The organism is Amycolatopsis sp. PS_44_ISF1 (assembly GCF_032335455.1).
GTDB lineage: Bacteria > Actinomycetota > Actinomycetes > Mycobacteriales > Pseudonocardiaceae > Amycolatopsis.
Genome location: NZ_JANUXO010000002.1, coordinates 1,985,573 through 2,008,031 on the forward strand (window position 1 = coordinate 1,985,573; position 22,459 = coordinate 2,008,031).

At 72.6% G+C, this 22,459-nt stretch carries 16 protein-coding genes; 4 read left to right on the forward strand and 12 right to left on the reverse strand.

From position 1 onward, the window contains the following. Positions 1 to 16 precede the first annotated feature (16 nt). A complete protein-coding gene (locus tag NYF13_RS23185; protein WP_315659617.1) occupies positions 17 to 349 on the forward strand; it encodes a plasmid stabilization protein in 333 nt (110 codons plus the stop codon). A gap of 101 nt (positions 350 to 450) precedes the next feature. Here the strand turns inward: NYF13_RS23185 and NYF13_RS23190 are convergent, their stop codons facing one another. Next, entirely contained in the window at positions 451 to 1,962 is a 1,512-nt protein-coding gene (locus NYF13_RS23190) for a CYTH and CHAD domain-containing protein (protein WP_315659619.1), read from the reverse strand. 104 nt (positions 1,963 to 2,066) lie between these two features. On the opposite strand from NYF13_RS23190, the gene NYF13_RS23195 reads away from it, so the two are divergent. Beyond that, positions 2,067 to 2,576 carry a hemerythrin domain-containing protein gene (locus NYF13_RS23195; protein ID WP_315659621.1) on the forward strand — a complete coding sequence of 170 codons (510 nt, stop codon included), beginning with the start codon at positions 2,067 to 2,069 and terminating at the stop codon, positions 2,574 to 2,576. Positions 2,577 to 2,669: 93 nt separating this feature from the next. Here the strand turns inward: NYF13_RS23195 and NYF13_RS23200 are convergent, their stop codons facing one another. The 7 genes from NYF13_RS23200 to NYF13_RS23230 all read right to left on the reverse strand — a co-directional run bounded on the left by NYF13_RS23200 (position 2,670) and on the right by NYF13_RS23230 (position 10,553). Further along, positions 2,670 to 3,509 (reverse strand): aldo/keto reductase, encoded by an 840-nt coding sequence (locus NYF13_RS23200; RefSeq protein ID WP_315659623.1) that lies wholly within the window; start codon positions 3,507 to 3,509, stop codon positions 2,670 to 2,672. A 47-nt stretch (positions 3,510 to 3,556) separates the two neighbouring features. Beyond that, the gene (locus tag NYF13_RS23205) at positions 3,557 to 3,937 is read right to left on the reverse strand and encodes an STAS domain-containing protein (protein ID WP_315659624.1); all 381 of its coding nucleotides are present in this window, start codon (positions 3,935 to 3,937) and stop codon (positions 3,557 to 3,559) included. A gap of 441 nt (positions 3,938 to 4,378) precedes the next feature. Continuing rightward, entirely contained in the window at positions 4,379 to 4,792 is a 414-nt protein-coding gene (locus NYF13_RS23210) for an SsgA family sporulation/cell division regulator (protein WP_315659626.1), read from the reverse strand. A 691-nt stretch (positions 4,793 to 5,483) separates the two neighbouring features. Further along, a complete protein-coding gene (locus NYF13_RS23215) occupies positions 5,484 to 6,908 on the reverse strand; it encodes an L-fucose/L-arabinose isomerase family protein (RefSeq protein WP_315659628.1) in 1,425 nt (474 codons plus the stop codon). Positions 6,909 to 6,979: 71 nt separating this feature from the next. Continuing rightward, positions 6,980 to 7,984 (reverse strand): substrate-binding domain-containing protein, encoded by a 1,005-nt coding sequence (locus tag NYF13_RS23220; protein ID WP_315659629.1) that lies wholly within the window; start codon positions 7,982 to 7,984, stop codon positions 6,980 to 6,982. Beyond that, positions 7,984 to 9,024, reverse strand: coding sequence for an ABC transporter permease (locus tag NYF13_RS23225; RefSeq protein WP_315659631.1), 1,041 nt, complete (start codon positions 9,022 to 9,024; stop codon positions 7,984 to 7,986). The genes NYF13_RS23220 and NYF13_RS23225 overlap by 1 nt, the downstream gene beginning before the upstream one ends. Then, the gene (locus NYF13_RS23230; RefSeq protein ID WP_315659633.1) at positions 9,021 to 10,553 is read right to left on the reverse strand and encodes a sugar ABC transporter ATP-binding protein; all 1,533 of its coding nucleotides are present in this window, start codon (positions 10,551 to 10,553) and stop codon (positions 9,021 to 9,023) included. The genes NYF13_RS23225 and NYF13_RS23230 overlap by 4 nt, the downstream gene beginning before the upstream one ends. A gap of 637 nt (positions 10,554 to 11,190) precedes the next feature. On the opposite strand from NYF13_RS23230, the gene NYF13_RS23235 reads away from it, so the two are divergent. Next, positions 11,191 to 16,671, forward strand: a complete 5,481-nt coding sequence (locus NYF13_RS23235; protein ID WP_315659634.1) for a biotin carboxylase N-terminal domain-containing protein — start codon at positions 11,191 to 11,193, stop codon at positions 16,669 to 16,671. 109 nt (positions 16,672 to 16,780) lie between these two features. Here NYF13_RS23235 and NYF13_RS23240 read toward each other — a convergent pair whose 3' ends face one another. The 4 genes from NYF13_RS23240 to NYF13_RS23255 all read right to left on the reverse strand — a co-directional run bounded on the left by NYF13_RS23240 (position 16,781) and on the right by NYF13_RS23255 (position 21,105). After that, the gene (locus NYF13_RS23240; RefSeq protein ID WP_315659636.1) at positions 16,781 to 17,755 is read right to left on the reverse strand and encodes an amidohydrolase family protein; all 975 of its coding nucleotides are present in this window, start codon (positions 17,753 to 17,755) and stop codon (positions 16,781 to 16,783) included. A gap of 269 nt (positions 17,756 to 18,024) precedes the next feature. Continuing rightward, positions 18,025 to 19,011 carry a PadR family transcriptional regulator gene (locus NYF13_RS23245; RefSeq protein WP_315659638.1) on the reverse strand — a complete coding sequence of 329 codons (987 nt, stop codon included), beginning with the start codon at positions 19,009 to 19,011 and terminating at the stop codon, positions 18,025 to 18,027. 159 nt (positions 19,012 to 19,170) lie between these two features. Continuing rightward, positions 19,171 to 20,370, reverse strand: coding sequence for an MFS transporter (locus NYF13_RS23250; protein WP_396287703.1), 1,200 nt, complete (start codon positions 20,368 to 20,370; stop codon positions 19,171 to 19,173). A 228-nt stretch (positions 20,371 to 20,598) separates the two neighbouring features. Beyond that, positions 20,599 to 21,105, reverse strand: a complete 507-nt coding sequence (locus NYF13_RS23255) for a flavodoxin domain-containing protein (protein WP_315659639.1) — start codon at positions 21,103 to 21,105, stop codon at positions 20,599 to 20,601. A 316-nt stretch (positions 21,106 to 21,421) separates the two neighbouring features. Between NYF13_RS23255 and NYF13_RS23260 the strand changes: the two genes are divergently transcribed. Further along, entirely contained in the window at positions 21,422 to 22,378 is a 957-nt protein-coding gene (locus tag NYF13_RS23260; protein WP_396287704.1) for a CobW family GTP-binding protein, read from the forward strand. The last annotated feature ends 81 nt before the right edge of the window (positions 22,379 to 22,459 follow it).

Below are 22,459 nucleotides of genomic sequence, written 5' to 3' on the forward strand. Positions count from 1 at the left end.
GTGAAAGGAGCCGCTCATGCCGCAGCCGAAGTGGAGCGCCAAACGCGAGCGCCAGTACGAGCACATCAAGGAGTCCCAGCTCGAGCGTGGGTCGAGCACCGATCGAGCCGAGGAGATCGCCGCCCGCACGGTGAACAAGAACCGGGCCCAGTCCGGCGAATCCCGCGAAGCCAGCCGCACCTCCACCGACGACGTCAGCCCCCAGCACCGCGGCGGCCGGCGCGCCGGAAACCGCCTGGGGCCGGGCGGCCCGACCAGGGACCAGCTCTACAACGAGGCCCGGCAGCGCAACATCGACGGCCGCTCGAAGATGTCGAAGCAGGAGTTGAAGGAAGCTCTGGGCAAGTAGCGTCCCGGAGCCGGATAACCGGCCGGGCGCCGGGGATGCGGATGCGGTGGCCTTCCCCGGCGACCGGCCGGGCCCGCGAAGCCTCGGGCCGGTGGGCACGATCAGGAGAGCCAGCCGGGCCGTTCCTTCCCGCGCAGCCCTGTCCAAGCCCGCGTGAAGCCTCCGCGGCGTTCCGCGGTCTCGCCGCTGCCCTGGCCGTACAGCAGCCCGAAGGTGAAGGTGTTCCCGCCGTCGCCGGACCCGGTGATGCCCAGCCGGTACAGCACTTCCCGGCTGACCACCACGTCCTGGTGCTGTCCCAGCTCGGCCAGCACGGCCTTCACCCGCTTGCGCCAGGGCCCGACCTCGGCCACCGGGCGGAGCACGTCGAGTGCGTACCGGACCCGCTTGGCCCGCTTCCGCACCTCGTGCAGCGCCCTCTCCCGGTCCGAGCCGGAAAGCCCGCGGGCCGCCTTCTCGGCCCGCTCCATCTTCCGCACGGCCCGGCGCACCGGCTTTCGCAAACGCTTGCGCGCGGGCTTTCGCGCCGCGGCGGTCAGCGGCGGCTCGGTCAGTACCGCCTCGAGCGAACGCAGCAGCCGCAGGTAACGCCCGCCGTCGAGCGTGTCCAGGACTCGTTCCCGGGCCACGGCCTTCTCCCGCGCGAAGTATCGCGTTGCCTGTTGCCGCACCGGGCCCACCACCAGCTCCGGCGGCAACCGGTCCACCCCGGCCGCCACCAGCGCCTCGGCCACTTCGAGATCGCGAGCCGGGCCCAGGCGCTGCCCCAGCCACTTCAGCTCGGCCACCAGGCCAGCGGTGCCATCACCATCCACAATGGACTCGAAGCTGCGCAGCGCGCTCCGCAGCTTCCGCACGCACACGCGAAGCTGGTGCACGGAGTCGTCGAAATCGCGGCGCACGCCCACATCCGCCTGACGCAACCGGTCGGCCTGCTCGCGCAGATAGCCGACGACCACAGTGCCCGCATCGGGACGTTTCGGCGGCTTCCGGCCGGTGGGCACCCGATCCCCGATCAGCCGGCGCAGCTTCGACGGCCACGGCGAAACCTGGGCGCCGGCGCCGGTCAGCGCCCGTTCCAGCTCGTCGAGCACCCCGGGCGCGACTTCGGGGGCCAGCTCGATTTCCACTTCACGCCACCGTTCCAGCCGTGCGGTGTCACCGGCGGCTTCACCGGTCACGTGGTCGTCGGTGAGCGTGGCCACGGCGTGCCCGTCGCCGTCGGTGAGCTGATGGGCGAACCGGTCGGTTCTCAGGTGCGCGACCGGCCCAATCTTGGCGCCCAATGTGTACGCGCGTACGAGCCGCGACAGCGCTTTCGGCACCTTCAACTCTTCAGCGGCAAGGGGGATGTGCAACTCCTCACGCGTGTCCGCGTCGATCGGGAGCTTGAGGTGCCAGCCCGCGTCCTCGCCGCCGGTGCGGCGCCGCAGGGTGAGCCCGGCCCGGGCGAGGGCGTAGCCGGGGGTGTCGAAGTAGGTGGCGTCCAGCACGTGCTCGACCGGCGCCGCCTGGCCCCGGACCGGTCCGGCCCCGACCAGCCTCGGGATGCCGGTCGTCTCGCTGAGCTCGTACTTGCGTTCGCGTTCGACAGCGGTGGCCGGACCCTTCATGCGATTGACTCCTCTGCTCGCTCTGCATCCCTCCCCAGGGGTACCCACCACCAGGTGAGCCGCACCCGAGGATTCACCTCTCCGTGACCGGGTACCCCGATCGCATGAGCAGCACCGACCTGACCGACCTCCTCGTCGAAGACCACCGGATCCTGGACCGGCTCTGCACCGAACTGGGCCTCGGACAAGGCAGCCCGGAGCACCGCAAGGACCTGGCCGACCACCTGCTGGCCACGCTCACCCGGCACACCGTCGCCGAGCAGCGCCACCTGCCCGGCGCGGCGGGCAGCAGGCAGCTCGCCGAGGCCGAGGACCTCATGCACCGGCTGGAAGCGGCCGGACCGCAGGAGCCGCAGTTCGAATCGCTGCTCGGCGCGCTGGTCCGCGCGATCCGGCGGCACACCAAGGAGGACGAGCGCGGCGTCGTCGACCGGCTGCGCGCGGACCACAGCGCCGACGAGCTGCGAGAACTGGGCGAACAGGTGGTGCGGGACCGCCGCGACGCACCGACCTCACCCCACCCGGCCACCTCGGACCGCCCGCCCGGCAGCCAGGTGCTGATGTCCGGCCCCGGTTTCGTGGACCGGGTCCGCTCCGCGGTGGACCCCGGCTGAGCCGTAACCCCGGCTGGGTGAGAGAAGAAGAGCCGGACCCCTTACCGAGGGGTCCGGCTCTTCTTCTCTTCCGGTCGCGACGGTGCCCCGGGGCTAGCCGCGGAAGGTGTCCGGGTCGAAACCGGTGCGGTGACCGGCGTCGAGCCGGCCGATCGCGTCGATGTCCTCATCGGACAGCTCGAAGTCGAACACGTCGATGTTCTCGCGGATGCGGTCGGGCGTCTTGGACTTGGGGAACACGACGTTCCCGATCTGCAGGTGCCAGCGCAGCACCACCTGGGCGGCGGTCTTGCCGAACTTGCCGGCCAGTTCGGTCAGCACCTGCTCCTCCAGCACCTCGCCCTGGGCCAGCGGGCTCCACGCTTCGGTGACGATGCCGTGCGCGCGGTGGTATTCCCGCAGCTCCGCCTGTTGCAGCGCGGGGTGCAGCTCGATCTGGTTCACCGCGGGCACGGTGCCGGACTCCTCGGCGAGCCGTTCGAGGTGCGCGATCTGGAAGTTCGACACGCCGATCGCGCGGGTCTTGCCCGCGTGCAGCAGTTCCTCGAAGCCCTGCCAGGTGCGCACGTACTTGTCCTGGTGCGGCAGGGGCCAGTGGATCAGGTAGAGGTCCACCTGCTCGAGCCCGAGCCGCTGGAGGCTCCCCTCCAGCGCGGTGATCGCGTTGTCGTGACCCTGCGCGTCGTTGGCGAGCTTGGTGGTGACGAAGATTTCCTCGCGCGGGAGACCGGACTGCCGGATGCCCTGGCCGACGCCCTGCTCGTTGTCGTAGAGCTGCGCGGTGTCGAGGTGCCGGTAGCCCGCTTCGAGCGCCGTGCGCACCGCCTCGGCGGTGTCCTCCGGCGGGATCTGGAAGACCCCGAACCCGAACTGCGGGATGGCGACACCGTTGTTCAGCTCGATTTCCGGGACGTTCTGGGTTTGAGCGGTCATGCCTCCGGCCTACCCGAGCCCCCCGGCGGTGAAACGCCGCGACCCGATCAGGTGGCCGATTCCCCGTCCAGCACCGGCGGCACGGCCTCGGCCAGCGTTTCCAGGATGGTCAGGTGCAGCCCGGCGTCCGTGACCTCCAGGCACCGCCGCACCCCGTGCCCGGCCCCGGACACCACCGTGAGCGAAGGCGCGCGCCCGGCGGCCTCGCACAGCACCCGGATCCCGGCGCACCCGAGGAATTCGACCCGGGAAAGGTCGACCACCACCCGCAGGCCCCGGGACAGCACGGTGAGCAGCGCCTCGTCGAGGACGGGGGCGCTGGCGGCGTCGATTTCGCCGACCGGGGTGAGAACCAGCACATCCCGGCGGGCGGTGATGGTCACCGTCAGCTCGGTGGGTGCGGAGAAAACGGAGAAACGGGCAGTCATGGAGCGCTCCTTCTGCAGGTATCTGCCGGGGCGCTGACCGGAGCACATAGTTTGAACAACAGCCAACTGACACTGACGGTACGCCGCTGAGATCACAGGTCAACCCGCGCCACCCGCCGGGGCGAAAACCCGCTTCGGACGGTGCGCGGTGATCGTCTCCGGCGTCCGGGTCCGGTCCCGGGGACTTCCGTTCGACGGCAACGGTTTTCGCGGCCGGGTCCCGCACCGCCACCCGAAGGAGCGAGAAACCCTTTCACGACGGATGGGTGGCGAAATCGGGGTCTCGCACCGAATTCCGGAGACCACACCCGGTCACTGTTCGGGAATCGTCAACCACGACCGGCGTGGCGTTCTCCCACCCGGCTTCACCCGGAACCGATCCGTCGCCTTTTCTTCACCCACCGGCCACCTTCGCCGGCCGGCACGGCTCGTCCGGGCAGCTCAGTCGTGCATGGCGAGCTTGCTCAGCTCGTGGTCGAAGTCGAACCAGTGGGCCTCTTCGCCGGCCGGGACCTCGTCGTAGGTGCGGTCGAGGAAGTCGGCAAGTTCACTGGCCGGGGCCTCCAGCACGGCGGAGCCGTCGGGCGCGTTGAGCTCGACGATCACGCGCGAGTCGTCGGCGGCCGGGCGGACGCGGACGTCGCCGTCGCCGGCGGGGGCGAGCAGGCCGTCCGCGAGCAGGTCCCGGCCGAACAGCCAGCGCACGACGCCCGGACCGGCGTGGTAGCCCACAGCGATGGCGTACGGGTCCGAAGGGTCGTATTCCAGGTCGGCGCGGACCGGCAGCGGGACGGCCCCGAACGTGCGCAGTCCGAAGACGACCGTCGCGCGGACGGCGGGGCTCTCGGTGCCCATGGCGGTACCTCCGTGATTCGTGCTCGGGGTCTAACGTGAATGTTCCTCTATGAGTAACGCGACGTAAAACCGCGAGCTGCCCTACAGTCGATCTTTCACCCCTTTGGTGGAGACCTAGGTCTCAAATACTCACTCATCGGCATGAGTTGTCACTCGAAAGGGAGTGCTGGCGGCGGCCGCTCCGGGCCACGCCCACTTCAGCCATGGTGCGCCCCGCTCGCGGCCAGGCAAAGCGATCGCGACCGGAACCACAGGATGTGTGCCCGGAAATACCCTGCTTTCCCGCGCGCGCCGCCGCTCGTGACCAGCTTGAGTGGGGTTATGCGGCCCTGATCACTCGCGCGGCTGCCGTGCCGCTACTTCGCGCCGACTGCCGGGCCGTTTCCGCCCATCCGACCGGCAGCCACTACGACCACGGGGGCTTCGACACCCAGGTCCGACCGCATCCCGGGCCCAGGGGCACCCAGGTCCCGGCCAGCTCCAGACCCGGCGGCCCCGGGGTTCGGACCCCCTGGGTTCACTCCTCCCGGAGGCCAGGCCACAGGGGTCTGACCTGGCCGAAAGTCAGGTGTCCCGAGGTTCGGCTCGCCCCCGGCCGCATCCCATCGACACCATGGTCACCATCGGCACCGTCGGCACCGTCGCCATCGGAAGTCCTCAACCACCACACGAACCCCAGCGGCCCCGGCCGTCACTCGCTTCCCCGGCTCCACTCCTGCACCCGTATCCCCGCCAGTTCCGCGGCCGCCCGGAGTTCGGGGCGGATGTCGCCGGGGACCGCGTGCACGTGGTTGGCGCCGAAACCCGACAGGAAGGTCGCGGCGGGTACGTCCAGGCGGGCGAAAGCGTGGGGCCACTCCGGGGTCGAGGAGGCGGCCAGGGCTGCGTTCGTCGCGGCGTCGTAGGACTCGAAGGCGCCGGCGAAGAGCTGCAGGCGGTACTCGCCCGAAAGCCGGGTCAGGCGGGCCAGGGTCATCGCGCCCGGGGCGGCGATGTGCTGCACCGAGGCGCCGCCCGCCGGGAAGAAGAACACCTCCGGGTACAGGTGCACCTTCGCCAGGTTCACCGCCGGGTCCGGGCTGCGCGCGGCGAACCAGGTCGCGTGCTGGCCGGAGTTGCACAGGTCCCAGATGTCGCGGTCGGCGTGGTGGTGGCGCACGTCCGCGAACAGCACCGGCGTGCCGGTGATCCGGTGCATGAGCTGCATGGTCAGCGCCCCGTCCATGTCCGCCTCGGTGGCGGTCACGTGCACGGGCTTGGGGCCGTTCCAGTCGTACGGGTCGTTCAGGAACGCTTCGGTGACGTCCATGGTTGCGAAGTTCTCCGTCAGCTCGGGCTGGCCCTTGATCCCGGAGAAGTCGATGCCGCGCTCCGCCACGATGTCGCGCACCGCCAGGTAGGAACGGATCTGCCGCTCCAGCAGCTCGGGCGTGAGCTTGTCGCCGTCGTAGTGCACGGTGGCCAGCCGCTCCAGCCACTCGCGCGCGCCGGCCGCCTCGGCGGCATCGGCGGCATCGGCCCGTTGCGCGCGCAGCACCAGCTCGTACTGGTCGATCTCCTCGACGTCCACGCCGAACTGCCGCATCCACTGGTCGGTGTTGGCGACGGCCGTGTTCATCCCCATCGGCCGCCCGCCGAACCGCCCGAACGTCGAACCCCGCAGCGACGCCACCGCCGCCGCGGCCCGCGCCCGCACGCCGATCTCCGCGATCAGCGACGCGTCGTCCGGCGCGCCCCACAGCCGCGTGTGCGCCCGGCCCACCTGGTCCAGCGCCCCGCCCGCGGCCAGCATCCCGACCAGTCCCGGCTCGGCCGGGTCGGTGCTGGCGACCAGCAGCAGCGGGCTCGTGGTCGCGTCCGCCGCGAGCATCGTGAAGTGCGGGAAGCTCCACACCGGGTAGTAGAACACCGTGACGTCCACGCCCGCGGCTGCGACCTCCCGCGCCGCCGCCGTGGCCACGGTGTTCGAGGCCACCGGGTCCCCGGTCACCACCTCGTGCCCCGCCGCCGCCAGCGCCGCGACGAAACTGTCCCGTTTGGACTGGATGAACCCGGTGTTGCGGCGGTGCACGTGGTCGCGCCCGTCGGAGATGGCCAGGACGCCGATTCGAGCCATGCTTGCCCCTTCGCTCAGCCGCGGCCGACGCCGCACCGTTGTCGTGGCCCACCCGCGGGCGGGCGGCTCGGTCACCCGCGGTTGAGCTCCTCGTACACCGCGGCCGCGTTGTCCTCGGTCACCAGCCGGGTGCCGAGGGTCTGCGTCTTGCCCACCGGCCGGCAGTCCACCAGCAGCGTCTTCGCCGCGGCCACGGCCTGCGCCCCGCCGGTCGGGTAGACGAACGTGGCCGACTGGCGGCCGGCCTCCACCGCCTTGATGCCGCCGTCGGGCACGGGCAGCCCGTCGATGCCGACGATCGGCAGGTCCGGCCGGCCGGCGTTCTGCGCGGCCAGGCGGGCGCCCTCGGCCATCGGGTCGTTCTCGGAGAAGATCGCCTGCGCGTCCGGGTGCGCCTTGAGCAGGGCTTCGGCCTGCTGCTGGCCCTTGTCCCGCAGCCAGTCCCCGTCCGCGGTGGCGATCACGGTCACGTTCGTGCCCGCGATGCCCTGGTCGAAACCGTCGCTGCGCTCCTTGGCGGGCGTCGAGCCGGCCAGTCCCTTCAGCTCCACCACCTTCCCGCCCCGCGGCAGCAGCTTCCCGGCGAAGAACCGGCCCGCCTGGCGCCCGATGTCCACGTTGTCGGCGCCGATGAACGAGGTGTACGCGTCCCCGTCGACCTTGCGGTCCAGCACCAGCACCGGGATGCCCCGGTCGTAGGCCTGCTTGACCACCCCGGTCAGCGGGGTGGCCTCGTTCGGGCTGATGATCAGCAGGTCGATGTTCTGCGTGAGGAACGTGGTGACCTGCTCCACCTGCTTCGAGTTGTCCTGCGCGGCATCGGCGTAGCGGACGGTGAACTGCGGCACCCCCGCCGCGGCCTTGCGGACGTCGTCGTCCATCCGCACGCGGTACGGCTCGGCCAGGTTCGCCTGGCTCATGCCGATGGTGTACTTGCCGCCCGGACCCTGGCAGGCCCGGGCCGCGGGCGCGGCGCCGGAAGCCGCGCCGGGCGCGTTCTCGTGGGTGGTGCCGCAGGCCGCCAGCGCCAGCCCCGCCGCCACCAGCACCGCCGTCCGGCGGGTGTTCTCGGACATCAGTTCCCCTTCCTTGCCTGGTTCTCGGCCGGCGCGGGTGCGGCCCGCGCCCCGGCCGCGCCGAGCGAGGCCGGGCGCAGCCGCTGCAGCCCGGCCGCGAACACGATCACCACCCCGACCACGATCAGCTGCACGTTCGAGTCGACGTCGTTGAGCTGCAGGATGTTGTTCAGCACCCCGACCAGCAGGGTGCCCGCCACGGTGCCGAGGACCGAGCCGCGCCCGCCCGACAGGCTGGTCCCGCCGATCACCACGGCGGCGATGGCGTTCAGCTCGTAGCCGATCCCGTCGTTGGGGCCGCCGAAGTTCAGCTGTCCCGCGTGGACGATCCCGGCCAGCGCCGCGAGCAGCCCGCAGAGGCCGAACACCAGCACCTTCACCCGGGTCACCGGCACGCCGGACAGGAGCGCGGCCCGCTCGTTGCCGCCGATCGCGTAGACGTGCCGGGAGAACGCGCTGACCCGCAGCCCCACCACGGCCAGCACGGCCACCCCCGCGAAGATCAGCGCCGGGATCGGCACCACGCCGCCGAACGTCCGCTCGCCCAGCAGCGAGAAGGTCAGCGGCGCCTGGTGCGGGCCGTCCCCGTAGGTGATGGTCACGCCCTCGCCGCCGGACCACATCCGGGCCAGCCCGCGTGCGATCTGCATGCCGGCCAGCGTGACGATGAACGCCGGGATCCGGAACCGCGCGCTCGCGATCCCCTGCAGCAGACCGAAGACCAGGCCCAGCGCCAGGATCAGCAGCACCGCCGGCCCCAGCCCCCAGTCCCGGGCGGTGAGCAGTTCCGCGATGCCGACGCTGGCCAGCCCGACCACCGAGCCGACCGACAGGTCGATCCCGCCGACCAGGATCACCAGCGTCATGCCGACCGCGAGCACGCCGATCTCGGAGATCGCGCGCACCACGCTGAACAGGTTGCCCGCGCCCAGGAAGACCAGGCTCCCGTGGTCGGACGGGGAGAACGCGACGGCGGCGGCGAACACGACGACCAGCCCGAACAGGCTCTGGAACCGGAACAGCACGGCCACGGCCTTCACCGGGCACCTCCCATCGACGCCGCCAGCAGCTCCGCTTCGCCGGCCAGCGCGGTGTCCAGCTCGTCGACGCTGCGACCGCCGCGGAGCACCACCACGCGATCGCACACCCCGACCAGCTCCGCGGGCTCCGACGAGGCCAGCAGCACGCCGACGCCGGCCCGCGCGATCTCGCCGAGGATCCGGTAGATCTCGGCCTTCGCGCCGATGTCGACCCCGCGCGTCGGCTCGTCGAGCAGCAGCAGGACCGGCTCGGTGAGCAACGCCCGGCCGAGCACCACTTTTTGCTGGTTGCCGCCGGAAAGCGCCCCGACCGGATCGGCCAGCGAAGTCAGCTTCACCCCGAGCCGCTCGGCCGTCTCCCGGGCCCGGCGACGCTCGCGGCCGGCGCGCACCAGGCCGAACCGCGCCAGCGAGTCCACAATGGACAAGACGGTGTTGGCCAGCACGGAGTGCTCCAGCGCCAGCCCGCAGACGCGCCGGTCCTCCGGCACGAACGCGACGCCGGCCCGCAGCGCTTCGCGCGGGGAACGTGGGTGGAAGTCCTTGCCCCGCAACCTGATCGTGCCGCTGTGGACACTGTGTGCACGGTGGCGACCGGCGCCGTAGAGCGTCTCCAGCAACTCCGTGCGGCCGGAGCCGAGCAGGCCGGCGACGCCGACGATCTCACCCGCCCCGACCCGCAGGCTGATCCCGGCCGGCTCGCGGCGCCCGGCCCGGGGCCGGACCACGAGGTCGGCCACCTCCAGCACCGGCCCGGCCACCTCGGCGCGGGCCCCGGCGCGGAACATCAGGTGCACCGGGCGGCCGACCATCGCCTCGGCGGCCTGCGCCGCGGTCAGCTCGCGCGCGTCGAACTCGGCGACCACCTGCCCGTTGCGCAGCACCGTCGCCCGGTCGGCGACGCGGCCGATCTCCTCCATCCGGTGCGAGATGTAGACCAGGGCCACCCCGTCCCGGCGGAGCTGGCCGATCACCGTGAACAGCCGGGTCACCTCGTGCGGGGACAACGCCGAGGTCGGCTCGTCCATGATCAGGATCCGCGCGTCGAGCGAGAGCGCCTTGGCGATGGTGACCAGCTGCCGTTCGCCGGTGCGCAGCCGCTCCACCGGTGCGCTCGGGTCGAGCCCGACCCCGGTGCGCGCCAGCAGTTCGCGGGTTTCGGCCACCATCCGGCGGCGGTCCAGCAGTCCCCGGGTGTGCGGCTCGCGGCCGAGGAACACGTTCTCCGCCACCGAGAGCGCGGGCACCAGGTCCAGCTCCTGGTGGATCATCGCGACGCCGGCCCGCCGCGCGTCGGAGGGACGGGCGATCCGGACCGCCTCCCCCGCGATCCGGATCGTCCCCCCGTCGGCGGCCACTTCACCGGAGAGCACCTTCATCAGGGTGGACTTGCCCGCCCCGTTCTCCCCGAGCAGCGCGTGCACCTCCCCCGCCCGCACGGTGAAATCCACCGAGCGGACTGCCCGCACCCCGCCGTAGGCCTTGCTGACGCCGGCCAGCTCGACCAGCGCGACGCCCTCGTCGCCCATTCCCGCCCTCGCCCCTCGGCCGCCCGAAACCCTGGCCGGGCCCGGGCCGCCCTCGTCGAGAAATCGATTACCGGTGAAGGTAGGGGCAGCCGGAAGGGCGTGTCAAGGCTCCCTTCCCGAACGGCCCGAGACCGTGGGAAACCGCGGTCCGAACGCTGGTGCGGCGCGAAAACCGCAGTGCCGTCCGGGACCGGGCCGGACGGGGGAACCCGGCCCGGGGCTCGAAGGCGCCGTCCGGTCCGCGTCCCGGGCGAGGGGGTCGCCGCCGCGCCGAAATCCGCCGCGCCGAAACCCGGAAGCGGACCGGGATCGACCGGCCACCCGCGGTGAACGGCGGGTGGCCACGACGCAGCGTGGCGGCGAAGACCCCCTGTCCGCCCCTTACCCCCGTCGTCGCACCGGCCGGAGCGCGCTAGCTTGTCCGGTGTGCTTTGTGGCGAACCTCGCGCCGGGAGCGGCCGGACCGGTGTGGTCCAGGCCGCTTTTTGGCTGGTTCCCACAATCCAGGTGCTCCGGCATGCGCCATGCACGACATTGGTGTACCAGCCGGTAGGGGAGCAGGGTGTAAGCAAGGGCAGGCGACGATCCGGGGGCCGGACGTCGCCTGCTGCACGTGGGTACATGGGAGGCTCAGCCGGTGTTCAGTCGTGTCGCCATCGTGAACCGCGGGGAGGCCGCGATGCGGCTGATCCACGCCGTGCGGGACCTTTCCGCGGAAACCGGGGCGAAGATCGAGACGGTCGCGCTCTACACCGATGCGGACCGGTCCTCGACGTTCGTCCGTGAGGCCGATCTGGCCTACCCGCTGGGACCGGCCTCGGCCCGGCCCTACCTCGACCTCGCCGGGCTGGAGAAGGCACTGGTCGAGACCGGGGCCGACGCCGCGTGGGTCGGCTGGGGCTTCGTGGCCGAGGACCCGGCGTTCGCCGAACTGTGCGAGAAGGTGGGCGTCACCTTCGTCGGGCCCAGCGCCGAAGCGATGCGCAAGCTCGGGGACAAGATCGGCGCGAAGCTGATCGCCGAGGAGGTCGGGGTCCCGGTCGCGCCGTGGAGCCGTGGCGAGGTCGCCAGCCTGGACGCCGCCCTGCGCGCCGGCGACGAGATCGGCTACCCGCTGATGCTCAAGGCCACCGCGGGCGGCGGCGGGCGCGGCATCCGCATGGTCGCCTCGGCCGAAGACCTCACCGAGGCCTACGAGCGCACCAGCCAGGAGGCCCTGCGCGCGTTCGGCAGCGGCGTCGTCTTCCTGGAGCGCCTGGTCACCGGGGCGCGGCACGTCGAGGTCCAGGTGATCTCCGACGGGGAGACCGCGTGGGCCCTCGGCGTGCGCGACTGCTCGGTGCAGCGGCGCAACCAGAAGATCATCGAGGAGTCCTCCTCGCCGGTGCTCTCGCCCGGGCAGACCGCCGAGCTGAAGGCTTCGGCCGAGCGGCTCGCCGTCGCCGTGGACTACCGCGGCGCCTGCACCGTCGAATTCCTCTACCACCCCGGGGAGAAGCTGTTCGCCTTCCTCGAGGTGAACACCCGGCTGCAGGTCGAGCACCCGATCACCGAGATCACCACCGGCACCGACCTGGTGCGGCTGCAACTGCACGTGGCCGGCGGCGGGAAGCTGGAGGGCCCGCAGCCGGCCGAGTCCGGGCACGCGGTCGAGGCGCGGCTGAACGCCGAGGACCCGGACCGCGACTTCGCCCCGTCCCCCGGCCACATCGCGCGGCTGCTGCTGCCCGCGGGCCCGGGCATCCGCGTCGACACCGGGGTGAGCGAGGGCGACACGATCCCGGCCGACTTCGACTCGATGATCGCCAAGATCATCGCCTACGGCCGCGACCGCGCCCAGGCGCTGGCCCGGCTGCGCCGCGCGCTCGGCGAGACCACCGTGATCATCGAGGGCGGCGCCACCAACAAGAGCTTCGTGCTCGACCTGCTCGACCAGCCCGAGGTGATCGACGCCAGCGCCGACACCGGCTGGATCGACCGCGTCCGCGGCGAGGGCCGGCTCGTCACCACCCGCCACTCCGCGATCGCGCTCGCCGCGGCGGCCATCGAGGCCTACGAGGACGAGGAAGAGATCGCGCGCACGCGCCTGCTGGTCACCGCGCACGGCGGGCGTCCGCAGGTGCAGCACGAGAGCGGCCGCCCGCTGGACCTCAAGCTCCGCGGCGCCGCCTACCGGGTCTCCGTGGCCCGGGTCGGGCCGAAGCGCTTCCGCGTCGGCCTCAGCGGCGGCGGCGAGGTGCACCCGGCCGACGTCGAGATCGACCGCTTCGACGCCCACAGCGGCCAGATCACGGTCAACGGCCGGCGGTTCCGCCTGGTCACCGGCACTCACGGCCCGGTCCACCTGGTCGAGGTCGACGGCGTGACGCACCGGGTCAGCCGCGACGAGGGCGGCGTCGTCCGCTCCCCCGCCCCCGCCCTGGTGGTCGCGACGCCGGTCTCAGTCGGCGACGAGGTGGACGGCGGCGCGCCGATCCTCGTGCTGGAGAGCATGAAGATGGAGACGGTGCTGCGCGCGCCGTTCCGGGCCCGCGTGCGCGAGCTGCCGGTGTCGATCGGCAGCCAGGTGGAGACGGGCGCGGCGCTGCTGCGCCTGGAGCCGCTGGCCGAAAGCGACGAGGACGTGGCCGCGGACACCGCCGAGGCGGCCGTCGAGATCGAGCTGCCCGCCGAGCCCGCCGGCGCCACGGCGGCGGACCGCGCCGAGCGGGGGCAGGAGGACCTGCGCAGCCTGCTGCTCGGATTCGACGTGGACCCGTACGACCAGCGCCGCGTGCTGACCGGCTACCTCGCCGCGCGCGCGGAGCTGGACGAGGCCGCCCGTCCGCTGACCGCCGAAGTCGGGCTGCTGGACGCGTTCGCCGACCTGTCCGAGCTGACCCGCAACAAGCCGGCCGGCGAGGACATCAGCGCCGAACGGCCGGTGCACAGCGCCCGCGAGTACTTCCACACCTACCTGCGCAGCCTCGACGTGGAGCGCGCCGGGCTGCCGGAGACCTTCCAGGACCGGCTGCGGCGGGTGCTGGGCCACTACGGCGTGACCGACCTCGAACGCACACCGGAGCTGGAGGAAGCGGTCTTCCGCATCTTCCTGGCCCAGCAGCGGGCCTCCTCCGACGTGGAGGTCGTCTCGGCGCTGCTGCGCCAGTGGCTGACCGAGGCGCCGCCCACCGAGGAGCTGCGCGAGGAGACCGGCCTGGCGCTGGAACACCTCGTGGCCGCCACGCAGGTGCGCTACCCGGTGGTCAGCGACCTGGCCCGCGGCGTGGTGTTCCGCTGGTTCGCGCAGCCGCTGCTGCGCCGGGCCCGCGCGGAGGTCTACGCCGGGGTGCGTCAGAGCCTGCACCACCTCGACCGGCACCCGGACGCGCCGGACCGCGGCGAGCGCATCGCCGCCATGGTGGCCGGCTCCGAGCCGCTGGTGCGGCTGATGGGCCAGCGCATCGGGCGGGCGGGCACCGATCCGGCACCGCTGCTGGAGGTGCTGACCCGCCGCTACTACGGCAACAAGAGCCTGTCCGGGATCCGCACGCGCACCGTCTCGGGCTGCACCTTCGTCACCGCCGAGCACGCGGAGCCGGCGCGGGTGGTCACCACCGCCGTCGACTTCGCCCAGCTCCCCGAGGCCGTGCGCGCCGTGGGCGAGCTGGCCGGGGACGCCGCCACCCGCGCGCACGTGGTCGCCGACCTCTACCTGCACTGGGCCGGTCAGCCGGACGCGGACGAGATGGCCGCGCGCCTGGGCGAGGCGATCACCGCGCACCCGCTGCCCGAGCGCGTCGACCGGATCACCACCACGGTCGCCGGGGGGGACGGGGCGGTGTTCCACCACCACTTCACCTTCCGCCGCCAAGGGGCCGGCTTCGCCGAGGACCGGCTGATCCGCGGGCTGCACCCGCGGGTGGCCGAACGCATGCAGTTGCAGCGGCTCCAGGAGTTCGACCTGACCCGGCTGCCCTCCTCGGACGAGGAGGTGTACCTGTTCAAGTGCGTCGCCAAGGCCAACCCGGCCGACGAGCGGCTGGTCGCGATGGCCCAGGTCCGCGATCTCACCCCGCTGCGCGAGGCCGACGGGCGGCTCGTCTCGCTGCCCGCCGCCGAGGACACCCTCGCCGGCTGCCTCGACGCCATCCGCAACGTCCAGGCGCAGCGGCCGGCCAAGAAGCGCTTCGACACCAACCGCGTCGTGCTGTACGTCTGGCCGCCGAGCGGGCTGACCATGGACGAGCTGAACCTGCTCGCCCAGCGCGTGCTGCCGAGCACGGCGGGCGCGGGCCTGGAGGAGATCCTCTTCCTGGCCCGGCGGCGCGACCGGGAGACCGGCGAGCTGACCGAGCTGGCCGTGACCATCCGCAACGACGTCGGCTCCGGCGCCCGGCTGGCGGTCGGCGCCCCGTCGAACGAGCCGGTGCAGCCGCTGGACGGCTACCGGCAGAAGGTGCTGCGCGCGGCGCGGCGAGACACCGTGTACCCGTACGAGCTGACCGGAATGCTGGCCGGTGCGGGCAGCTTCGTGGAGTACGACCTCGACGACCACGGCGCGCTGGTGCCGGTGGACCGGCCGCGCGGCGGGAACCAGGCCGCGATCGTCGCCGGGGTCGTGCGCACGCCGTCCAAGCTGGTGCCCGAGGGCGTCGAGCGGGTGGTGCTGCTGGGCGACCCGACGAAGGCGCTGGGCGCGCTGTCCGAGCCCGAGTGCGCCCGGGTGATCGCCGCGCTGGACCTGGCCGAGCGCCGGCAGGTGCCGCTGGAGTGGTTCTCGATCTCCTCCGGCGCGCGGATCTCGATGGGCTCCGGCACCGAGAACATGGACTGGGTCGCGGCCGCGCTCAAGCGGATCGTCGAGTTCACCCAGGGCGGCGGCGAGATCAACATCGTGGTCGCCGGGATCAACGTGGGCGCGCAGCCGTACTGGAACGCCGAAGCCACGATGCTCATGCACACCAAGGGGATCCTGGTGATGACGCCGGACTCGGCGATGGTGCTCACCGGCAAGGACGCGCTGGACTTCTCCGGCGGCGTCTCGGCCGAGGACAACTTCGGCATCGGCGGCTACGACCGGGTGATGGGCCCGAACGGGCAGGCGCAGTACTGGGCGCCGAACCTGGCCGGGGCGCGTGACGTGCTGATGGCGCACTACGACCACACCTACGTGGTGCCGGGCGAGTCCTCGCCGCGCCAGGCCGTGACCACCGACCCGGCCGGGCGCGACGTCTCGGACTACCCGCACGCGATCGTCGGCAGCGACTTCACCACGGTGGGCCAGATCTTCTCGGCCGAGCACAACCCGGACCGCAAGAAGCCGTTCGACATCCGCACGGTGATGCGCGCCCTGTCCGACCAGGACCACCCGGTGCTGGAGCGGTGGGCCGGCATGGCCGACGCGGACACCGCCGCGGTGCAAGACGTGCACATCGGCGGCCGGCCGGTGTGCCTGCTCGGCATCGAGTCGCGCTCGGTGCCCCGCCGCGGCTTCCCGCCCACCGACGGCCCGGACGCGTTCACCGCCGGCACGCTGTTCCCGCGTTCGTCGAAGAAGGCGGCGCGCGCGATCAACTCGGCCAGCGGCAACCGGCCGCTGGTGGTGCTGGCCAACCTGTCCGGCTTCGACGGCTCCCCGGAGTCGATGGGCAAGCTGCAGCTGGAGTACGGCGCCGAGATCGGCCGGGCCATCGTCAACTTCGACGGCCCGATCGTGTTCACCGTGATCTCCCGCTACCACGGCGGCGCGTTCGTGGTGTTCTCCAAGGCGCTGAACCCGAGGATGACCGTGCTGGCTCTGGAGGGCTCGTTCGCCTCCGTGCTCGGCGGCGCGCCCGCCGCCGCGGTGGTGTTCGCGGGCGAGGTCAACACCCGCACGGCGAACGACCCGCGAGTGGCCTCGCTGCAGGCCCGGCTGGCCGAGGTCAGCGGCGCGGAGCGGGCGGCGCTTACCGCCGAGCTGGCCGAGGTCCAGTCCGGCGTCCGCGCCGAGAAGCTGGGCCAGGTGGCTTCGGATTTCGACCGGGTGCACAACATCCAACGCGCGGTCGAGGTCGGCTCGGTGGACGCGATCATCTCCGCGGCCGAACTGCGGCCGCGGATCATCGAGGCGATCGAGCACGGCCTGAAGAGCTGACCCGGTCTCGCGGCGGCCGGTGACCCCCGGCCGCCGCGGGTCCGGTTCGCGCCGTCGTCCGCTCCGCCGGCCCGAAGCCGGTGCGGGGCCCGCATCGGCCCCGGGGTGGTCAGGGCCGGAGTTTGAGCAGCCGCTCGGCGTTCCCGTGCGCGATCTTGTGCCGGTCGGCGGCGCTCAGCGGCGCGGCGGCGAACGCGGCGGTGGCCGGTCCCGTGGGCTCGTACGGGTAATCGACGGCGAACATGATCGCGTCGGCGCCGATGGCCAGCACCGCGCCGGCCAGCGCGGCCGGGGACGCGACGCCGCTGATGGTGATCAGGATGTTCGAGCCGACGTACTCCGACGGGGCGCGGTCCAGGGTGCGGCCGGGGTCGAGGGTCGCGTAGCGCGAGTCGAGGCGGGAAAGCATGAACGGCAGGTACTCGCCCATGTGCCCGAGGATCAGGTGCGCGCGGGGGTGCCGGTCGAAGACGCCGGAGTAGAGCAGGCGCAGGGCGTGCCCGCCGGTCTCCGCGCCCCAGGTGAAGGTCGGCCCGATTAGCTCGGCGGCGCCGTCCACCAGCTTCCACGGCTCGGCCGCCGGGGCGCCCGGGTGCAGGTAGAGCGGCACGTCCAGCTCCTCCAGCGTGGTCCAGAACCGCTCGTAGGCCGGGTGGTCGAGGTAGCGGCCGTCGGTGTGGTCGTTGACCAGCGCCCCGCGGAGGCCGAGTTCCTCCACGGCGCGGCGCAGCTCGGCCGTCGCGGCTTCCGGGTCCTGCATCGGCAGGGCCGCGAAACCGGCGAACCGGTCCGGGTGCCCGGCGATCACGCCGGCCAGGTAGTCGTTGGCGAGCCTCGCCGCGGCGAGCGCCTCCCCGGCCCCGAGGCCGGCCTGGAGGCCCGGCGCGGTGAGCGAAAGGACCTGCACGTCCACGCCGTGACGGTCCATTTCGGGCAGCCGCAGCCCGGTGAAGTCCGGCAGCCGCTCGGCGACGTGCCGGCCGAACTCGCGGCTGATCGGGATGGGGCCGAGGTCGGTCAGGCCCGGGTGCCGGGCGGTGAGCTCGGGGATGGAAAAGGCTTCCTCCAGCGCGATCAGTCGCATCTGCCTGCTCCTTCGTCGATGTTCGCGGCCGGCTTCCATCGTCGGCCGGTCCCCCGGGCCGCGTCCACCGAACGGTCATCGACGGGGCGGCACCGCCGGTATGGAGCTTCGGCGCCGGCCCACTTCGCCGCGGTCCTCGACGGCGGCCTGCGCAGCACTTCCACCCTCGGCCCGGCGCTGTCCCCCGGCCGAAGGGTTCGCCGCGGGCGCGGTACCGGCGCAGGCCGCCGGGGCGGCAGGTCCACTGTGGACCTGCCGCCCCGGTCCGGTCAGTCTTCGGTGTCCTCGGCCAGCACGCCGTAGATCCGGCGGCGGGCTTCGGCGAGGATCTTGCCGACCTCGGCGAACTGGGTGTCCGTCCCGGCGTGGGCGACCTGCCCGGCCGCACCCGAGAGGTCGCCGAGCTGCTTGTAGAGGGTGTGCACCCGGTCGGCGCCGGGATCCTCCCCGGCCGCGTGCGACTCCCACAGCCCCGCGAACTCCTCCTCCCGCCCGGCCACGTGCTCCCGCCCGGCCTCGGTCAGCCGCGCGACGCGCCGGCCACCCGACTCGTCGGTGCGGACCAGGCCCTCGTCCTCCAGTTGCTGCAGGATCGGGTAGATCGAACCGGGGCTGGGCCGCCACTCCTCGTGGGTGCGGCGGCGGATCTCCTGCATGATCTGGTACCCGTGCCGGGGTTCCTCGGCCAGCAGCGCGAGCACCGCCGGCCGCACCGGACGGGCGGGGCCACGGCCGCCGCGCGCCCAGGGGGGACCGCCACCGCCGACCATCCAGGGCGGACCTCCGGGGCCGCCGAACCCGCCCGGGCCACCGGGACCGCCCGGGAATCCCGGGAACCCCGGCGCGCCCGGAGGCGGCGGGAACCCACCCGGGCCACGAGCCGCGTCGTACCCGGGCCGGAAGCCTTCGGGCTCCTCGTCTTCCCCGTCTTCGAACGGGAAGCCCCGCCCCGGGAACCGGCCCCCGGGCCCGAACGGGAACTCGCCGCCGTGGTGACCGGGCGGGGGCCCGTGGTGGCCGCCGGAGGGGAAGCCGTGACCACCGTGGCCGGGCCGGGGGCCGCACGATCCGCCCGGAGGGCCCGCGGTGAACCCGAATCCGTGCGGGTGGCCGAATCCGCGCCGGTGCCCGGAGTCCGGCCGCTCGCCGTGGTGCCCGTGACCGCCGTGGTGCCGGTGACCCCGGTCGTCCGGGCCGTGGCGGTCCTCCGGACCGAACCCGCCGAAGAGGTGGTCGCTGCCTGCTGTGCTGCTCATGATGTCCTCCCGAACTTCGTTGCTCTATCGTCGATACTTCGACGATATATCGCCTACCTGTCGACGCGCAACCCCACAGCTCGGCCCTGAAGTCCCCAGCAGAGATCCCCGGCACCAGCGCCCTCGCGCCGGTGCCGGGGATCCGGTCCGCCTCGAGCTCTAGCCGCTCACCGGCGCCGTGGTCGCCGCCTCCCCGCCGAAGCGGATCGACTTGGCCTCCTTGCCGAAGGCGGTCAAGACCGCGACCAGGACCAGGGCCGGGATGACCGTCCACAGCAGAGCGGCGCTGTAGCCCTGCGATTCGGCGATGCTCTGCTGGATGGGCAGGTTGAGCGCGGCCAGCAGATTGCCGAGCTGGTAGGTCACCCCGGGGTAGAACCCGCGGATGGCGTCGGGCGACATCTCGGTCAGGTGCGCCGGGATCACGCCCCACGCCCCCTGCACCATGATCTGCATCAGGAACGAGCCCAGCGCGAGCAGGCCCGCGCCGTGGTCGAAGGCGAAGATCGGGATGATCGGCAGCCCCAGCACGGCCGCGCCGACGATCGTGACGCGGCGCCCGAAGCGTTCCGAGAGCGAGCCGAACACCAGTCCGCCGATGATCGCGCCGATGTTGTAGATCACCGCGATCCACGTGCTGGTCACCGCGCTCAGCGCGGCCCCGCCGTGCTCGGTGGCCTTGAGGAAGCTCGGGTAGACGTCCTGGGTGCCGTGGCTGAGCCAGTTGAACGCGGTCATCAGCAGGATCAGGTAACCGAACCGGCGGATCACCTTGCGGTCGAACAGCACGTCCTTGACCGAGGTCCGGGTGACGCGCATCTTCTCCTGCGCGGCCTCCCAGACCTCCGATTCCCGGACCCGCGAGCGGATCAGCAGGCTGATCAGCGCCGGGAAGATGCTCAGGGCGAAGATCCACCGCCAGTCCAGCCCCAGCGCGGAGTGGAACAGCAGGTACGCCAGCGCCGCGACCAGGTAGCCGGCCGAGTACCCGGCCTGCAGCAGCCCGGAGAAGAACCCGCGCCGCTCCACCGGGATCTTCTCCATGGCCAGCGCCGCGCCGAGGCCCCACTCACCGCCCATGCCGATGCCGTAGACGAACCGCAGGATGAGCAGCACGGTGAAGTTCGGCGCCACCGCGCACAGCACACCGGCCACCGAATACAGCAGCACGTCGACCATCAGCGGGACCCGCCGCCCGACCCGGTCCGCCCACAGCCCGAAGACCAGCGCGCCCACCGGCCGCATCACCAGCGTCGCCGTGGTGATGAACGCCAGCTGGGTCGCGGTCGCGCCGAAGGACTTGTCCTTGGCGATGTCGGCGATCACGAACACGACCAGGAAGTAGTCGAACGCGTCCATGCTCCAGCCGAGCGATGCGGCGATGAAGGAGTTCCGCTGGTCCGGGGTCAGCTTCCGCTTCCCCGGTTCCGCCACCACGCCGTCCGCCGTCACACCGTCCGCCACGCGAGCCCCCGTCGTTCTTTTTCGGAATAGGCCTCCGCTTGGTCTACACCGGCCGCGACGAGGCGGCAACACCCACACCCGGAACCGGAAATCCGCCACACCCAGCGAAAAACGACAGATCGGTCACAACGGGACGCGGGTGCGGACGCGGCGGCCGATGTCGCGGGCCCAGGCCCGGATCCGGTCCCAGTCGCGGAAGTCCCCGGCGCGGTGACCGGACGCCATCAGCCGCGCGATCAGGCCCGGCGCGCGGCCGGGATCCAGCCGGCCGCCGAAGGTCGCGGTCCGCTCCGCGTCGATCCGCGCGGCCAGCAGCGCGACCTTGGCCGGCAGGCTGACCTGGACCAGCGCCGCGCCCGGTCCGCACGGCCCGCTGTGGAACAGCCAGACCGGCCGCTCCCGCAGCGCCGCGACGTGCCGCTCCAGCAGCCGCACCGCGTCGGGCCGCCACCGCGAGTAGTACAGCGCACTGCCCACGACCACCGCCGCGTACTCCGCGACTCCGGCGACGTCGGCCGCGTCCCGCACGTCCACCCGCAGCCCCTGCGCGCGCAGTTCACCGGCGATCACCTCGGCGATCTCCCGGGTGCCGCCGCTCTTGCCCGCGAAGGCGACGAGGACTGCGGTCATCACCCCATTCTCCGCCCCCGGCGGGCGGTCGGCGCCCCCGGTGTCACCCGATCCGCCGAACGGGCGTTCCCGCTCGGCCGGCCGCCGGGGCCGCCACCGCCACCGTTCCCGAAAACCCGTGCTGAGCGGAAACCCTTGAGCTTCACCGGTTTCCGATCAGAGCGGCCAGATCAGCACGCCTTCACGCGCCGGGCCCTGGCCCGATCGGCGAAGGCCCGGCAGGTAGGGTCGCGGACGACGGACGAGAGGGGTGCGGGTGGCCGAGCGGATCCCGGTGGTGCTGGTCGCGGGCTTCCTGGGCTCGGGCAAGACCACGATGCTCAACCACCTGCTGGCCAACCGCCAGGGCGCGCGGGTCGGCGTGGTGGTCAACGACTTCGGCCGGGTCAACATCGACGCGCTCGCCGTCTCCGGACAGGTCGACACCATGGTCTCGCTCGGCAACGGCTGCCTCTGCTGCGCCGTGGACGCCGGCGGCCTCGACGCCATGCTGGGCAAGCTGGCCGAAGCCGAGGCGGGCATCGACGTGATCGTGGTCGAGGCCAGCGGCATCGCCGAGCCGCGGGACCTGGTGCGGCTGATGATCGCCAGCGAGAACCCCGGCATCCGCTACGGCGGCCTGGCCGAGGTGGTCGACGCCGCCGAGTTCGCGGCCACCCGCGAGCGCCACCCCGGGCTGGCCGAGCACCTGCGGGTGGCCGACCTGGTGGTGCTCAACAAGGCCGACCGCGTGCCGGCGGACGAGCTGGTCAAGGTGCGCGCCACCGTGGAGGAGCTGGCACCGGGCATCCCGCTGCTGGTCACCGAGCACGGCCGCGTCGACCCGGAGCTGTTCTTCGACCCGCCCCCGCGTGCGCGCTACGGCCAGCTCTCGTTCGAAGACCTGCGTGAGCCCGGAGACCACGCCCAGCACCTGCACGCGGCATACGAGAGCGTCACGTTCACCGCGGAGCGGCAGCTTTCGCCGCGCCGGTTCCTGGACTTCCTGGAGCAGCGCCCGGCCGGGCTGTACCGCGTGAAGGGCCACCTCGACCTGGGCCCGAACGGAGCCCGGTCGCGGTTCGGGCTGCACACGGTCGGCGGGTTCGTCGAGTTCGGCCGGTCGGCCTGGCCCTCCGGGGCGCCGCGCCGCACCGAACTCGTGCTGATCGGCGCGGGTTTCGACGCCGGTGACCTCATCCGGCGTCTCGAAGCCTGCGTGGCCGGCGACTCCGCTCCCGACGAGCGCGGCATGCTGCGGATCCTGCGCTACCTCGACGAGCCGGAGGACTGACCGCGCCACGCCGAACCCGCGCGAACGCGCGGATTCCGGCCGCCGCCGGCGGACACTGGCCGTGGTGCAGGGAAAGCTGCC